Origin of the sequence: Pseudomonas turukhanskensis, from assembly GCF_027922365.1 — a bacterium.
Taxonomy (GTDB): Bacteria; Pseudomonadota; Gammaproteobacteria; order Pseudomonadales; family Pseudomonadaceae; genus Aquipseudomonas; species Aquipseudomonas turukhanskensis.
Genome location: NZ_BSFN01000003.1, coordinates 242,524 through 256,711, shown reverse-complemented (window position 1 = coordinate 256,711; position 14,188 = coordinate 242,524). Strand labels below are relative to the sequence as shown.

The following is a 14,188-nucleotide window of genomic DNA, read 5'->3' as shown; positions in this document are numbered from 1 at the left end:
TCTACGCGTTAGCTAAGGGTAAACAAGCAGATTCTGCGTACAGGATGCCGGTGAAAATCGAACAGTTCTTTACCGAACGCCCGGCGTGCTGTATCTCGTCAAAGCCACGTATTAAAGTGAAGGCGACCTGCTATCAAACAGGTTGCACATGCCCTTTCTGCCGCACCTAAATCAAAAGAAAAAACAGCCACATACAGGAGTTCCAGCATGGCCGCACTGGGTCAACATGCCGTTTCGAAAGTCAAAAACGCCGAGTCCCAACTCGTGCAGGAATGGATTGCTGCCCTGGAGGCTTCGGGTGGCACACGCAACGTGAAGGGTGATGAGCTCAAAGCAGACACCAGAGAGTTTCTGCAGTTGATTACCTCCTCCCTGGAAAACGGTGCCGGCACCGCCATTGGCGCCGCGCAGTGGGAAGACACCCGTCAGTTTCTCGAGCGCCTGTCCCGTAACCGCGCGCAGATGGGTCAGGACTCCAGCCAGACTGCTAACTTTATTTTCGCGCTGAAAGGCCCGTTCTTCGCCTTGCTGCAGAAAGAATTCGCCAGCGAGCCGCAATTACTGGCCGAACAATTGCTGCAGGCATCCGAGCTTTTCGATGCCCTGGGCCTGCACACCATCCGCACGTACCAGGCGTCGCGTGAAGCGGTGATTCGCCGTCAGCAGGAAGAACTGCTCGAGCTGTCGACGCCAGTGGTCAAGCTGTGGGACGGCGTACTGGCCCTGCCCATGATCGGCACCCTGGATTCGCAACGTACGCAAGTGGTGATGGAGTCCTTGCTGCAACGCATCGTCGATACCGGTTCGGAAATCGCCATTATCGACATCACCGGCGTGCCCACTGTGGATACCCTGGTGGCTCAGCATTTGCTGAAAACCGTGACGGCCATTCGCCTGATGGGTGCCGACTGCATTATCAGCGGCGTGCGCCCGCAAATTGCTCAGACCATCGTGCATCTGGGGCTGGACCTGCAAGGCGTGGTTACCAAAGCCAACCTGGCCGATGCCCTGGCTCTGGCGATGCGCCGCCTGGGCGTTACCTTCACCAAGGCGCAGTGACATGGACCGCATTCCCATTTTGCAGATGGGCCAATTTTTGCTGGTCACCATTCAGGTGGACATGCACGACCAGTTGGCCATGACGCTGCAAGACGATCTCTCCGAACGCATCAGCGCCACGTCGGCGCGCGGTGTGCTCATCGATATCTCGGCGTTGGATATGGTCGACTCCTTTATTGGCCGCATGATTAGCACCATTTCCGGCCTGTCGCGCATCATGGACGCCGAAACCGTGGTGGTAGGCCTGCAACCGGCAGTGGCCATCACCCTGGTGGAGCTGGGCCTGACCCTGCCCGGCGTAAGCACGGCACTTAACGTCGAACGTGGCATGAAACTGTTGCGCGAACGGGTAGCGGCGCAATGAACGTGCGCAGTAGCGGTAGTCAACCGGTACGCGTGGAGCAGGACGTGGTAATGGCGCGCCAGGTGTCACGCAAGCTGGCCCAGGATTGCGGCATGCGGTTGATCGACCTGACCAAGCTGGTGACTGCCGTCAGTGAGCTGGCCCGTAACACCATGGTGTATGGCGGCGGCGGCGACATGGATTGGCAGATTCTCGACGACAACGGCCGCACGGGCCTGCGGCTGACGTTTCGCGATGAAGGTCCGGGCATACCCGATATCAAACTGGCGATGACCGATGGCTGGACATCGGGCGGCGGTCTGGGCTTGGGCCTCACCGGCGCCAAACGTTTGGTTGATGAATTTGAACTGGATACGGCACCGGGTGCCGGGACGCGTGTGACGATTACTCGATGGACCTGAACCTCAGCAGTTCGCTCACCTTGGTGTTGCAGGTGGACGATGAAAGCCAGATTGGCCACGCCCGCCGCGTGGTGCAGAAACTTGCCAGTGACAATGGTTTTGACGGCAACGACGCCGGTCGCGCTGCCCTGGTGACCACGGAATTGACCAGCAACCTGCTCAAGCATGCCGGCCGCGGCGAACTGCATGTACGCGTGCTGCCCCATGGCAGCGCGAGCGGCATCGAGTTGCTGGCCATTGATCGGGGGCCCGGCTTCAACCTGCACGACTGCCTGGCTGATGGGTTTTCCACCGGCGGCACCCAGGGCATCGGCATGGGGGCGGTGGATCGTCAGTCCGACGTATTCGATGTGTTTGCCGATCACCGTGGCGCCGTATTGATGGCGCGCCTGTATCCGCGTGGCAGCAAGGTGACCGACGCGCGCTTTGGCGTCACGCAGCACTCGCTGCATGACGACCCGGCGTGCGGCGATATCTGGCACCTGGCGATTCAGGACAAGCACGTGAGCGCGTTGATAATCGATGGCTTGGGCCATGGCCCGGAGGCGCAGGACGCGGCTCAGGCCGGCGAAAAAGCCTTTGCTTCATCGCCCTTCTCTACCCCAACCGTGGTGATGGAAGACCTGCACCGCGCCATGTGCGGCACCCGCGGCGGCGCCGGCGCCGTGGCGCAATACGACGCTGCTACGGGCAACCTGCAATTCGCTGGCATCGGCAATATTGGCGCTACGCTGATAACCCTTGATAAGAGCCGCGGACTGGCTTCGCACCCCGGTATTCTCGGCGCACAGTTTCGCAAGGCGCAGGCGTTCGACTTCCCCGACTGCAGCGGCCAATTGTTGGTGATGTATAGCGATGGCTTGCAGTCGCGCTGGAACCTGCAGGATTACCCAGGCCTGATGCACCGTCACCCGGCCGTGATTGCTGCCGTGCTGCACCGCGATTTTTGCCGTGGGCGTGATGATGTAACCGTATTGGTCGTACCTTTGGAGGCAGCCAATGGCTGATACCGACATTCAGGCCCAGCTGGACGCTGCCCTGGCCGAAAACCAAGCCTTGCGCGCCGAGCTCGATGAAACCAACCAGGGCGTGTTGGCACTGTATGCCGAGCTGGATATCCAGGCTGAAGAACTGCGTCAGGCATCCGACCTTAAAAGCCGCTTTCTCTCATATATGAGCCACGAATTTCGCACGCCTCTGGGCTCGATTCTGAGCATCACCAGTCTACTCGGCGATGAGTTGGATGGCCCGCTAAGCCCCGAGCAGCACAAGCAGGTGGGGTTTGTGCGGACGTCTGCCAGCGAGCTCAGCGACATGGTCGATGACCTTCTGGACCTGGCCAAGATCGAAGCCGGGCGCATCACCATTTCGCCGGCCTGGTTCGACATGCTGGATTTGTTTTCCGCCCTGCGCGGTATGTTCCGCCCGATTGTCGAGGGCGGCACGGTAGACCTGATTTTCGAAGAGCCGGTGAACATGCCGCGCCTGTATACCGACGATAAAAAGCTCGCGCAGGTGCTGCGCAATTTCATTTCCAACTCCCTGAAGTTCACCCAGCGCGGAGAGGTGCGGGTGTCGGCGCGCCTGGAAAACGATAACGCAGTGCGGTTTGCCGTGAGCGATACCGGCATCGGCATTCCGGCCGAAATGCACGGCGCGCTCTTTGAGGACTTCTCTCAAGTAGACTCGCCGCTGCAAAAACGTTTACGCGGCACGGGCCTGGGGCTCTCACTGTGCAAACGTTTTGCCGAACTGCTTGGTGGGCAAGTGGGTGTGGAAAGCGAGCCCGGCGTAGGCTCGACGTTCTACGTGATCATTCCTTTTGCCATTGATCAGGACACACCCGATGAAAAGTGACATTCACCTGTTGATCGTCGACGACAACGTAGCCACGCGCTACGCCCTGCGCCGTCGTTTCGAGCAGCAAGGTTATGTCATCGATGAGGCCGGCACTGGCAACGAAGGTCTGGCGCTGATCGCCGAGACCGACTACGACGCCCTGATTCTCGACGTGAATCTGCCGGATATGACCGGCTTCGATATTGTCCGCCAACTGCGTCAGGTGCCCCGCACCGCACTGGTGCCGGTGGTACATGTGTCGGCAGCCTCGATCCAGCCGCACGACATCATCACGGGCCTGGAAACCGGTGCGGACGCCTACCTTACGCACCCCATCGACCCGGAAGTGTTGATGGCCACCCTGCGCACCCTGCTGCGGGTGCGTGATAGCGAAGCAGCCCTGCGCGATAGCGAGGCACGCTTTCGCGAGATCTTCGCGAATGTCTCGGCCCCCATCGCGGTGATCGACGAGCAGCTCAAGGTCATAGAGAGCAACCAGGCCTTTGCCGACCTGCTGCAAGGCTGCAGCCAGGACGAGCGCTTGTTGCAATGCATCGCCCCCGGCCAGGAACTGCGCCTGGTGCAACTGCGCACCGCACTGCTGGACGGCCAGCGCTGGAACGGCAGCCTCACGCTGCTGGTGGGCGATGAAGAGCGCGAAACCGAATGGCAGACCTCGCCCTATCGCCTGCCGGGGCACAGCCTGGTGTTCGTCGAAGACGTTACCGAGCACCGTGAACGCGACCGCTCGCAGCGCAACCAACTGGACAAGGCGCATACCCGTATCGCCCAGGAAGTGGCCGAGCGCGAACGCACTGAAGAACAGCTGCTGCAAGCGCAGAAGATGGACGCCCTGGGCAAGCTTACCGGCGGCATCGCCCACGATTTTAACAACATGCTCACCGGCATCATTGCGGCCATCGAGCTGATGAAGCGCCGGGTCGAAGACCAGCGTTACGACACGCTGATGCGTTATGCCGATGCTGCGCTGAGTTCAGCCAACAGCGCCGCGGCCCTAACCCATCGCCTGCTGGCTTTTGCTCGCCAGCAACCGCTCGATACGCGCCCCATTGATATCAACGAACATGTGCGCTCGCTGGAAGAATTGCTGCGCCGTACCATCAGCGAACGCATTTCCCTGACGCTGGAATTGACCTCGGGCACGTCGGTGGCGATGGTCGATCCGTTCCAGTTTGAAAGTTCGCTGCTCAACCTGATCATCAATGCCCGCGATGCACTGCCCAATGGCGGCAGTATTCGCATCGCCACCTACGCCACGGTGGTAACGGGTAACGCCAAAGTGGAAGACGGCACCTATATCGCCCTGGCGGTGCGCGATGACGGCGTCGGTATCGACGAGGCCGTCATCAGCAAGGTGTTCGACCCCTTCTTCAGCACCAAGCCGGTTGGCCAGGGCACGGGCTTGGGGTTGTCGAGTATTTACGGCTTTGCGCGCCAGTCCGGCGGTGATGTAAGCATTCGCAGCGTAGTGAACAAAGGCACTGAGGTGGTGTTGCTGCTGCCGGCGGGTAGCGAGTTACCGAGCAGCGAGACCACTGCCCTGGGCTCGCCGAGAAAAGGCACCGGCGAGCATGTGCTGATTGTGGAAGACATGGTGGCGGTGAGCGCGCTGATCGCGGAAATTCTTGACGATGCCGGCTACCGCAGCACCCAGGTTTACGATGCAGAGGGCGCGGTGCATGCGCTGAAAACCGATGCATCCATCGACCTGCTGCTAACCGATATCGGCCTGCCGCGCATGGATGGTCGCGACCTGGCCGCGCTCAGCCGCACCATGCGCGCCACCCTGCCGGTGCTGTATGTGTCCGGCTATGCCGAGAATGCACTGGACCGCCAGGACCTGGTCGGCACCGGCATGGACATGCTCAGCAAGCCCTTCAATAGCAGCGAGTTGCTCGAACGCATTCGTACCCTGCTGGATTCTCGCCCTGCTGAGTAACGCCTGCTTTTGTAGGAGCGGCGTGCTCGCCAAACTCTTGAATCGTCGTTAACAAGGTTCGCGAGCAAGCTCGCTCCTACTCACCTGTCCATATCAAGCAGCTGCGGCGGTTATCGGCGGCCTGCTGCGTCGGGTCGCCATCAAATCGCAGGCAATAAAAAGCCCCTGGATCGTGAGATCCAGGGGCTTCGTATATGGCGCAGCGGACGGGACTCGAACCCGCGACCCCCGGCGTGACAGGCCGGTATTCTAACCGACTGAACTACCGCTGCGTGTCGGTGGACTTGCGTCCGGTACTGCTTTAAATCGTAAAACTTCAAGCCTTGTTGCGTCTGACCTTCAAGCCCTGGTTGGCTTTCCGGTCTCAGGTCCGAACATATCGTTCCTGGCAAATAATGGCGCAGCGGACGGGACTCGAACCCGCGACCCCCGGCGTGACAGGCCGGTATTCTAACCGACTGAACTACCGCTGCGCGTCGGTGGACTTTCGTCCGGTTTCACAAGTGGTGGGTGATGACGGGATCGAACCGCCGACCCTCTGCTTGTAAGGCAGATGCTCTCCCAGCTGAGCTAATCACCCCTTGCTTGCGAGGCGCGAAATTTACGCGGGGGCCGCACCTAAGTCAACACCCCATATAGAAATTTTCTGAAATTAGCGTTTTTTCTTTCCGCTCATATCAAAAGCTCAGGGCGGATGCCGCTTCCACAGGGATGGCATTGTCAGTGGGAGGCTTTAGCCTCGATTCCTGCAAATGGCGATCTTACTGCACCACCCGCAGCGTTAACCGCGACGTCACCAGCCCGTCCTCATTACGATCCAACCCTGCCTCGTCGATCCGCACGCCCTGCCCCTCCAAATCCTTGAGCCAGCCCAGCAGCAGATTGAACGCCACCGGCTGTAAGTTGACTTGCAGGCTGCCAGCGCCCTGGTTGTCGATACGCTCGATAGTCAGTTGAGCTGCCGCCGCACTGGCAGTAATCAGGCCTTGCAGTTGCTCAGGCGCTACCGTACTGGTCGGCCGCTGCACCAACGCACGGGCCTGAGGCGCCTTGGCTTGCAGGTAGGCACTAAGTTCCAATTGCTGGGCCAGGGCTTCGCGGGCGTTGTGCAGGCGATGCTGGGCGGGCTGCCAGAAGCTGATATACAGCAGCGCGCCGAGCAGGAAGACCAGCATCGCCATCAATGCCATGCGCTCGCGCGGCACCAGGGTGGTCCAGCGCTGTTGCAGTGGCGAACGCTGCCAGCGCTCGGCCAGTTGGTTTTTCAACATTGCTGCATTCATCCCTGTCCTCCTATGACCAGGCGTGCACTGACACCATTGGTTTCACGACTGGCCGAACCCAGCTGCACGGGCATGCCGGCATCGGCCATGCGCTGACGCAAGCGTTCCAGCGCGCCGAAGTCGGGCGCTTGCAGTTGCAGGGCAAGGTCGCCACGGGTATCGCTGAAATCCAGCTGCTGTACGCGCACCAGACCGCCGTCGGCTTGCACGGCGGTGCTGGTTAACTCCATGAGGGCCAGCAAGCGACTTTTGCCGCCGGTAGCACCCTGGCTCAAGTGCTCATCCAGTTGATGACGCAGGTTGATCAGTTTGGTGTCCTGCGGAAAAAGTTCGTGGTACAGGGCGCTGTTGGCGGCGGCGATGGCATCGCTCTTGTGCTGCAACTGCCAGGCTTGCGCCAGGTTGAAACCCCATTGCAGCACCAGCCATAACCCGACCAGACCGAGCACCGGGCGCCACCGCTTGAAGCCCTGACTGTCTTGCTGATTGGCCAAGTCTCCCTGAGCCAGGTTGCAGCCTCCCGTCTGCAGGGCGAGCCACAGATACGGGTCTTCTTCGCGCTGGGCGGTTTCAATGCCTTCAGGTAGTGCGTGAATCGGCGGGGCAATGGCCTGCAAGGGCAACGGGCATTGCCCGGCCAACACCGGCCAGTCTTCGGCTGCTAGCGCCATACGCGTGGCCACCTGGCCACCAAGCAGCCAGCGCTCACCCAGCCAGCACAGCTGCGTGCCTTGCTCGGGCAGCAGATCAGCATCAATCTGGATGCTGGCGGGCGCCACCGGGCACAACCCCAGCCAGCCCTGCAGCCAGGCAGAGCGCACCGCGTAAACACGGTGGCGACCATCGGCAAGTGGCGTGCCCAAAGCCAGGTGAAACAGCTCCACCTCTTCGGCCAGCAATTCCTCAACCGCGAAGGGCAATGCCTGGCGTAGCCAGCGGGCTTTTTGCGTAGGCAGTTGCACCGCACACGCGGTAACCGCCTCTACCGGCACCACCAGACGCCAGGGGCCATCCAGCTCAGCCATGGCCTCAGCCAGCAAAACCTGGTCGCGCACGCCAGCACGTACCCGATGCACCGGCACGCTGTCATCAACCGCTACCGCAGCGCCAGCCGGTAAAAAAATCGTTATCAGGCTCATGGCGCCTGCTCCTCGTTTACCACGGATGCTTGTTGTTCGTTCTGAGGCTGCTGCACCTGAACCAAGCCATCCTGGCCCAGATCACGCGCCAGCACCCGCACGCGCCCTTGCTCATCGCGGTGCACGCTACTGACCACTACCTGACGGCGGTCGCCCATACGTACCTCGCTGATCACTTGAAAATACTGGGTGGCGACTGCCAATCCTTGCCCGTCGATGCCAAGCCCGGCCAGCCCCGGTTGATTCAAAAATGCTTCTACCGAGGCAAACCCCGTCGCACCCCGTGCCTGCACCACCCCCTGCGCCACCGCCGGCGCAAGGCCGTCGGCCAGACTCGACAACACCATAGCGCCCGCCGTGTTGACGTTGAGCGCCGCATCGCTGGGCAGCGCGCTGACATAGGGCTGTAGCCGCCGATAATCAACCTCTGTCATACCCAACAATAACCGTAGCTCGGAGACGTCCTGCAGGCGACGATTGGCCGGACGATAGGCCGGTTTGGCGAGTAGGTACTGGTTATCTTCGGCGCCTTCGCTGCCCGTCGGTTCCTGATTCTGGTCCAGCCAATCCACCAGCCGTTCGGCGTATGGAGCCACGATGCCAAGGCGCAACAGCAAGCGTTGAAACCGGCGCACTGCCAGAGCGTCGACCTGTTCCCGATGCACGAGACTATTGAGGTTGAACCGGCCGCTTAGGTCTTCAATTCGCACATTGAGTACGCCACTTTCGTCCAGGGCAAACGGCGGCATGGGCCTGGCCCACGGCTCGCCCAAATGGTCGCCGGTCTGCCCCGGGGCCCCCGCGCGCGCGTCCCGTTTGAGCATGGCCTTGGCCAGGGTTTCGCCGCCAAGGGCGTACTGCCAGGCCCGGCGCGTGTCGAGCAGATTGGCGCTGCTGCGGATGGATACCTGTTGACGGGCAATCATGCCGGCACAGACGATGGTAACCACGGCCACCACCAGCAACACGGTAATCAGCGCCACACCTTGCTGACGCTTCATGGCGCCTCCTGCCCGTTTTGCCCATCAGGCAGCTGGCCGTCGCCGTTACTGGCCGATGCCGGCATATCCGGCAGGCGCAGCAGCCGCCGTAGCTGGCCGTAGCGGCGGTGTTCCAGCACTAGTTCAACCGCCCTGGGCAGTTGCTCCAAACGTTCACTTTCGGTGCCGTCTGTACCCGGCCAGGTGGTTTGCCATTGACCCTGACGGTCCAGGTAGCGCAGGGAGAACGAGGTGACACCGTCAAGCACAGCTTGCACCTGTGGCTGGCTGTCCTGGGCCTGATCAAGCACGTTCCAGTAGCGACGCTGCAGTAATTCGCCGCTGAGCTCCCAACGCACCCGCTGCAAGCGTGAGCGGGCAGCGCCCAGCGGGTTGCGCCATCCGGCGCGGGTAAACTCCAGCGCCGTGACATCGCCGTCTTCGCCCACCAGCGCCGGGCGCGGCTCGCCAAAGGGGTCACGCACAGGCCGGGCCCGCACTTGCAAGATATCGCGCTCGAAAGCGGCCATCGCACGCACCAATTCGCGCAATTGCTGTTCATGCTCGCGGGTAGCCGTATCGGCCTGCATTACGCTGCTGAGCATGCGGTATGTGGCCAGGGCCAGCAGCGCGAAGATCGCCACCGCAATCAGCAATTCCAGCAGGGTGAAGCCACGCGAGCGCGGCATGGGGGTTTTCATTGGGCTGTTCAGGGTCTTGCTCATTGCGCGGGCTCGACCGGTTCGGTCGTGACAAAACCCACCAGATAAGCCTCGGCGCGGTCTTTGGGAGCGCCAGAGCTGCCACGAGCGTCGCGACTGGCCACCCACACGGTGATGCGGCGCATGGTGGGCTCGCTGGTGGCTTGCACAGTGGTCTGCCAGAGCCATTGCCGGTTGGCAAAGTCCACTTGCCCCTGCTGGTCGCCCTCACTAGGTACGCCGGGCTCCAGTTGCATTTCACTGAGTTTGTTATCGGCCACCCACATGGCCAGGGTTTTGTCCTCAAGCTTGGCGGCGGTTTGCAAGCTGCGCGCGCTCACACCCAACACGCTGGCGGCCACCAACGCAAAAATCCCCAGCGCCACCAGCACTTCAAGCAGGGTAAAGCCATGGGAACGCGTCATTTGCCTGGCCCTTTGGCTTCGACCAGTTCCACCCTGGGCAAGCGAAACCCATCGGTCGCCATCTGCAACCGCGCGCCCTGAGCTTTGCGCTCGGCCATTATCAGGCGAAAGGGGCTGAGTTCACCGCTGGAAAGAATCAACACTTGTGGACTGCGCGCACTGGCTTTCTCATTTTCTTCGGCGTTGGCGCTGGGCAATTTCATCGCCGCGCCTTCCAACTCCAGGGTCAGCACAGCCCACACAGGCAGCTGATGCGGGTTGCGATCAACCGCCTGCCAATTGGCCTTGGCCGAGTCGTAGCGCAGTACCTGATAAGAGGTGGCATCGAACCACAGGCCATACTCACGGTTGTCCAACACCGCCTCGTCGGCCAGCACACCAATCAGGCCACTCAGGCGTTCGGCTTCATTGCGCAGCTCGCGTGACGGCCCGGCAATACCCGTGCTGAGCACGGCCAGGCCAATCAACGTGCCCAGAATTACCAGCACCACCATGATTTCGATCAGGGTGAAGCCAGCCTGGCGCGGCGGCTGCACGGTGGTCACTGATCCCAGTTACCGATATCGGCATCGTTGTCAGTGCCGCCTTCTTTGCCGTCGGCACCGAACGAGTAAAGATCGAACGGCCCTTTGCTGCCCGGAGACAGGTACTGATACGGGTTGCCCCACGGATCGACGGGCAGGCGTTTGAGGTAGCCGGCAGCATTCCAGTTTTTCGCCGGTGGATTGCCGCTGGGTTTTTTCACCAGGGCTTCGAGGCCCTGCTGGGTGTTGGGATAGACATGGTTATCGAGCTTGTACATGTCCAGTGCGGCGCTGATCCCTTTTACATCGCCTCTGGCCACGGTGATCTTGGCCTGGTCCGGCCGACTCATTACCTGTGGCACGATCAGAGCGGCGAGGATGCCGATAATTACCACCACCACCATGATTTCGATCAGGGTAAAACCCGACTGCCGCCGTCCTGGCTGCATGGTTTTATGTTGCATTGCTATCACCCCACTAATTGGTTCAAAGACAGAATCGGTAGAAGAATTGCCAGCACGATCAGCAACACCACTACCCCCATAAATACCAGCATAAAGGGCTCAAAGAGTCCCACCATCAATGCGATCTGGGCGGCCAGATCGCCCTCCTGATTGCGCGCGGTGCGGGCCAGCATCTGGTCCAGTTCGCCGGAGCGCTCCCCACTGGCAATCATGTGCAGCATCATCGGCGGGAACTGGCCGCTGGCCTCCAGGGCACGGGTCAGGCTGCCGCCTTCGCGGACCTTCTGCGCTGCCAGCACCACGTCGGCGCGAATCACTCGGTTGGAAATCACCTGCGCACCGATGGCCAGTGCTTCCACCAGAGGCACACCACTGCGGGTAAGAATGGCCAGGGTGGAGGCAAATCGCGCGCAGTCGGTGGCCCGCACCAGGCGGCCAATCAACGGCAAGCGCAATTGCAAGGCGTGCCAGCGGCGTTTGACCTTGTCGTCCCGCAGCGCCCACCGCGCAGTAAACCCGCCTGCCACTGCCAGCAACACAAACAGCCAGCCCCAGCTTTTTACCGCATCACTCAGGGCTATCAAGCCGCGCGTGAGGGCCGGCAGCGTCTGCCCGGAATCGATAAACACCCGCACCACATCAGGCACCACATAGCCGAGCAAAAAGCCAACGATGAGCAGCGAGGTAATCATCAGCACAAGCGGATACAACAGCGCCAACTGCACCTTTTGCCGCGACTGCTGGCGCTGTTCGGTGTAGTCGGCCAATTGTTCCAGCACCGGCCCCAGGTGCCCGGCATGCTCCCCCGCCGCTACCGTGGCGCGGTATAGCTCGGGAAAGGCCGCCGGAAATTCTTTGAGCGCGGCCGCCAGGCTGTGCCCTTCCAACACCCGCGCGCGTACCGCCAGCAACATGGCTTGCACCCGCGGCGCCGAGGCTTGCGCTGCTGCGGCGCGAAGGGCTTCTTCAATTGGCAACGCGGCCTGAATAAGTGTGGCCAGTTGGCGGGTAAGCATGGCCAGGTCGCGCGCTGACAAACCGCGGACAAAGGTGAAATGGCCGTCGCTGCTTGCCTGCTCGCGGGTGCGGGTGGCGTTGACCTGCAGCGGCGCCAGTTGTTTTTCCCGCAGCATCTGGCGCACCTGGCGCGCGCTGTCGGCCTCCATCACGCCTTTTTGCTGGCGCCCTGCATTGTCCAGGGCCAGGTATTCGTATGCGGCCATCAGTGAGTGCCCACGCGCTGGAGTATCGAAGCACGAGCGGACCTGTCAGTAGCTGTCAACGTCGGTCCCCCCTACGTTGGTGTTGAGTGGGCGATGCGGAAGATAGTTCGCGCCGCTGAGCACCTGTGGTGGGCGCCTCATCTTCGCGAGTGACTCGCAACACCTCCTCGAGGCTGGTGATGCCTTCAAGCACTTTGCGTCGTCCGTCATCGCGAATACTCGGGCCATTGCTGCGAGCGTGGCGAGTCATTTCCTGCTCGCCGGCGCCGCTGTGCACCAGACTGCGCATATGGTCGTCGAATATCACCAGCTCGTAGATGCCGGTACGACCGCGGTAGCCCTGCTGTTTGCATTCAGGGCAGCCGCGGGCGTGGTGAATAAGCGGCGTTTCGCCACTGCGCACGCCCAGTACCTGCGCCTCGGCGTCGGTGACTGGCAACGCTTCCTTGCAATGCAGGCAGAGCACGCGCACCAGGCGCTGGGCCAGCACGCCGAGCAAAGAGGAGGACAGTAGAAAGGGCTCAACGCCCATATCCACCAGACGGGTAACCGCACCGATGGCGCTATTGGTGTGCAAGGTGGAGAGCACCAGGTGCCCGGTCAGCGAGGCTTGCACGGCGATCTGTGCAGTTTCGGCATCGCGGATTTCACCCACCATCACCACGTCCGGGTCCTGCCGCAGGATGGCCCGCAGGCCACGGGCGAAGGTCATGTCCACCTTGGTGTTGACCTGGGTTTGGCCAATGCCTTCCAGGTGATACTCGATAGGGTCTTCAACGGTAAGAATGTTGCGTGTGCGGTCATTTAGGCTGACCAGGCTGGCGTACAAGGTGGTGGTTTTACCGGAGCCGGTAGGCCCGGTCACCAGAATGATGCCATGGGGTTTGCGAACGCTGGCTTCCATCAACTGGCAGTCGCGGTTGGACATGCCCAGGTGTTGCAGGCTCAGGCGCCCGGCCTGCTTGTCGAGCAAGCGCAGGACCACGCGCTCGCCGTTGGCCGAGGGCAGCGTGGACACCCGCACGTCCACTTCGCGCCCGCCCACACGCAGCGAAATACGGCCGTCCTGCGGCACACGTTTTTCGGCGATATCCAGGCGTGCCATCACTTTGATCCGCGACACCAGCAGCGCCGCCAGCTCGCGCTTGGGCTCCAGCACCTCGCGCAGAACGCCATCCACGCGAAAACGCACGACCAGGCGTTTTTCGAAAGTTTCGAGGTGGATATCGGAGGCGTTTTCCTTGATGGACTCGCCGAGGATGGCGTTGATCAGGCGAATGATCGGCGCGTCGTCTTCCTGCTCCATAAGGTCTTCGGTTTCCGGTACCTGATCGGCCAGCGCCGCCAGGTCCAGACGCCCGCCGATATCCTCGGCCAATTGCATGGACGCCGAATCATGCTGATAAGCCGAGGCCATGGCCTGGTCGAAAGCGGCGGGTGTCAGCGCCCGCAGTGGCAAGCGGCGACCAACAAAACGCTGGGCTTCAGCCAGGGCCACCATATCCACGGCAGGCCGAAACCCCAGGCAAACCTGGTCCTGATCGAGCATCAACACTACGCCATTGCGCTTGGCGTAACTGAACGGTAAACGGCGTGGAAGTGTTTCCACCGATGAGATATTCATCTGTAACCCAACCCTGGCATCGTAGTGCGCAATTCACTGATAAGCGCATGTTCAAGATTAAGGATGACGATTGCACGCCATGCAGCTGTTTTTTTAACAATTTTTGCGTGTGTGACTCGTAGAAATCGCCATGGGCGCTATCTTTATCACACTGCCGAAGGAACACGACGCCCCGCCGATAACAAACAGAATAGGACTACGG

At 61.2% G+C, this 14,188-nt stretch carries 15 protein-coding genes and 3 tRNA genes; 6 read left to right on the top strand and 12 right to left on the bottom strand.

Annotated elements, in window-relative coordinates:
* Positions 1-207 precede the first annotated feature (207 nt).
* Genes PKE98_RS07570 through PKE98_RS07545 form a run of 6 tightly spaced genes read left to right on the top strand, consistent with a single transcriptional unit; the run spans position 208 to position 5,623 of the window.
* Positions 208-1,059, top strand: coding sequence for an STAS domain-containing protein (locus PKE98_RS07570; protein WP_271194655.1), 852 nt, complete (start codon positions 208-210; stop codon positions 1,057-1,059).
* Between the two features lies 1 nt (position 1,060).
* Positions 1,061-1,423: an STAS domain-containing protein gene (locus PKE98_RS07565; protein ID WP_271194654.1), complete on the top strand. Its 363-nt coding sequence runs from the start codon at positions 1,061-1,063 to the stop codon at positions 1,421-1,423.
* Positions 1,420-1,824 (top strand): anti-sigma regulatory factor, encoded by a 405-nt coding sequence (locus PKE98_RS07560; RefSeq protein ID WP_271194653.1) that lies wholly within the window; start codon positions 1,420-1,422, stop codon positions 1,822-1,824. The genes PKE98_RS07565 and PKE98_RS07560 overlap by 4 nt, the downstream gene beginning before the upstream one ends.
* On the top strand, positions 1,815-2,831 hold the full coding sequence (locus PKE98_RS07555) for an ATP-binding protein (RefSeq protein ID WP_373877820.1): 1,017 nt from the start codon (positions 1,815-1,817) through the stop codon (positions 2,829-2,831). The genes PKE98_RS07560 and PKE98_RS07555 overlap by 10 nt, the downstream gene beginning before the upstream one ends.
* Entirely contained in the window at positions 2,824-3,681 is an 858-nt protein-coding gene (locus PKE98_RS07550) for a sensor histidine kinase (protein WP_271194652.1), read from the top strand. The genes PKE98_RS07555 and PKE98_RS07550 overlap by 8 nt, the downstream gene beginning before the upstream one ends.
* Positions 3,671-5,623: a PAS domain-containing hybrid sensor histidine kinase/response regulator gene (locus PKE98_RS07545; protein WP_271194651.1), complete on the top strand. Its 1,953-nt coding sequence runs from the start codon at positions 3,671-3,673 to the stop codon at positions 5,621-5,623. Before PKE98_RS07550 ends, PKE98_RS07545 begins: the two co-directional genes overlap by 11 nt.
* 195 nt (positions 5,624-5,818) lie before the next feature.
* Here the strand turns inward: PKE98_RS07545 and PKE98_RS07540 are convergent.
* From PKE98_RS07540 to gspE, 12 genes are all read right to left on the bottom strand, one after another.
* Positions 5,819-5,895: transfer RNA gene (locus PKE98_RS07540), tRNA-Asp, on the bottom strand.
* Between the two features lie 124 nt (positions 5,896-6,019).
* Positions 6,020-6,096, bottom strand: a tRNA-Asp gene (locus PKE98_RS07535).
* A 31-nt stretch (positions 6,097-6,127) separates the two neighbouring features.
* Positions 6,128-6,203, bottom strand: a tRNA-Val gene (locus tag PKE98_RS07530).
* 181 nt (positions 6,204-6,384) lie between these two features.
* On the bottom strand, positions 6,385-6,906 hold the full coding sequence (locus PKE98_RS07525) for a type II secretion system protein M (protein WP_271194650.1): 522 nt from the start codon (positions 6,904-6,906) through the stop codon (positions 6,385-6,387).
* Positions 6,903-8,045 (bottom strand): type II secretion system protein GspL, encoded by a 1,143-nt coding sequence (gene gspL / locus PKE98_RS07520; protein ID WP_271194649.1) that lies wholly within the window; start codon positions 8,043-8,045, stop codon positions 6,903-6,905. Before gspL ends, PKE98_RS07525 begins: the two co-directional genes overlap by 4 nt.
* On the bottom strand, positions 8,042-9,046 hold the full coding sequence (gene gspK / locus PKE98_RS07515; protein ID WP_271194648.1) for a type II secretion system minor pseudopilin GspK: 1,005 nt from the start codon (positions 9,044-9,046) through the stop codon (positions 8,042-8,044). Before gspK ends, gspL begins: the two co-directional genes overlap by 4 nt.
* Positions 9,043-9,714, bottom strand: a complete 672-nt coding sequence (gene gspJ / locus PKE98_RS07510; RefSeq protein ID WP_271194860.1) for a type II secretion system minor pseudopilin GspJ — start codon at positions 9,712-9,714, stop codon at positions 9,043-9,045. The genes gspK and gspJ overlap by 4 nt, the downstream gene beginning before the upstream one ends.
* Positions 9,715-9,746: 32 nt before the next feature.
* A complete protein-coding gene (gene gspI / locus PKE98_RS07505; protein WP_271194646.1) occupies positions 9,747-10,151 on the bottom strand; it encodes a type II secretion system minor pseudopilin GspI in 405 nt (134 codons plus the stop codon).
* Positions 10,148-10,696, bottom strand: coding sequence for a type II secretion system minor pseudopilin GspH (gene gspH / locus PKE98_RS07500; protein ID WP_271194645.1), 549 nt, complete (start codon positions 10,694-10,696; stop codon positions 10,148-10,150). The genes gspI and gspH overlap by 4 nt, the downstream gene beginning before the upstream one ends.
* Entirely contained in the window at positions 10,693-11,139 is a 447-nt protein-coding gene (gspG, locus tag PKE98_RS07495) for a type II secretion system major pseudopilin GspG (RefSeq protein WP_271194644.1), read from the bottom strand. Before gspG ends, gspH begins: the two co-directional genes overlap by 4 nt.
* A 5-nt stretch (positions 11,140-11,144) precedes the next feature.
* The gene (xcpS, locus tag PKE98_RS07490; protein WP_271194643.1) at positions 11,145-12,362 is read right to left on the bottom strand and encodes a GspF family T2SS innner membrane protein variant XcpS; all 1,218 of its coding nucleotides are present in this window, start codon (positions 12,360-12,362) and stop codon (positions 11,145-11,147) included.
* A 55-nt stretch (positions 12,363-12,417) separates the two neighbouring features.
* The gene (gene gspE / locus PKE98_RS07485) at positions 12,418-13,986 is read right to left on the bottom strand and encodes a type II secretion system ATPase GspE (RefSeq protein ID WP_271194642.1); all 1,569 of its coding nucleotides are present in this window, start codon (positions 13,984-13,986) and stop codon (positions 12,418-12,420) included.
* Between the last annotated feature and the right edge of the window lie 202 nt (positions 13,987-14,188).

What these genes read in the sequence shown, in the direction of transcription:
- PKE98_RS07570 (WP_271194655.1), top strand. Translation starts at nt 208, where the DNA reads ATGGCCGCACTGGGTCAACATGCCGTTTCGAAAGTCAAAAACGCCGAG.
- PKE98_RS07565 (WP_271194654.1), top strand. Translation starts at nt 1,061, where the DNA reads ATGGACCGCATTCCCATTTTGCAGATGGGCCAATTTTTGCTGGTCACC.
- PKE98_RS07560 (WP_271194653.1), top strand. Translation starts at nt 1,420, where the DNA reads ATGAACGTGCGCAGTAGCGGTAGTCAACCGGTACGCGTGGAGCAGGAC.
- PKE98_RS07555 (WP_373877820.1), top strand. Translation starts at nt 1,815, where the DNA reads ATGGACCTGAACCTCAGCAGTTCGCTCACCTTGGTGTTGCAGGTGGAC.
- PKE98_RS07550 (WP_271194652.1), top strand. Translation starts at nt 2,824, where the DNA reads ATGGCTGATACCGACATTCAGGCCCAGCTGGACGCTGCCCTGGCCGAA.
- PKE98_RS07545 (WP_271194651.1), top strand. Translation starts at nt 3,671, where the DNA reads ATGAAAAGTGACATTCACCTGTTGATCGTCGACGACAACGTAGCCACG.
- PKE98_RS07525 (WP_271194650.1), bottom strand. Translation starts at nt 6,906, where the DNA reads ATGAATGCAGCAATGTTGAAAAACCAACTGGCCGAGCGCTGGCAGCGT.
- gspL (WP_271194649.1), bottom strand. Translation starts at nt 8,045, where the DNA reads ATGAGCCTGATAACGATTTTTTTACCGGCTGGCGCTGCGGTAGCGGTT.
- gspK (WP_271194648.1), bottom strand. Translation starts at nt 9,046, where the DNA reads ATGAAGCGTCAGCAAGGTGTGGCGCTGATTACCGTGTTGCTGGTGGTG.
- gspJ (WP_271194860.1), bottom strand. Translation starts at nt 9,714, where the DNA reads ATGCCGCGCTCGCGTGGCTTCACCCTGCTGGAATTGCTGATTGCGGTG.
- gspI (WP_271194646.1), bottom strand. Translation starts at nt 10,151, where the DNA reads ATGACGCGTTCCCATGGCTTTACCCTGCTTGAAGTGCTGGTGGCGCTG.
- gspG (WP_271194644.1), bottom strand. Translation starts at nt 11,139, where the DNA reads ATGCAACATAAAACCATGCAGCCAGGACGGCGGCAGTCGGGTTTTACC.
- xcpS (WP_271194643.1), bottom strand. Translation starts at nt 12,362, where the DNA reads ATGGCCGCATACGAATACCTGGCCCTGGACAATGCAGGGCGCCAGCAA.
- gspE (WP_271194642.1), bottom strand. Translation starts at nt 13,986, where the DNA reads ATGAATATCTCATCGGTGGAAACACTTCCACGCCGTTTACCGTTCAGT.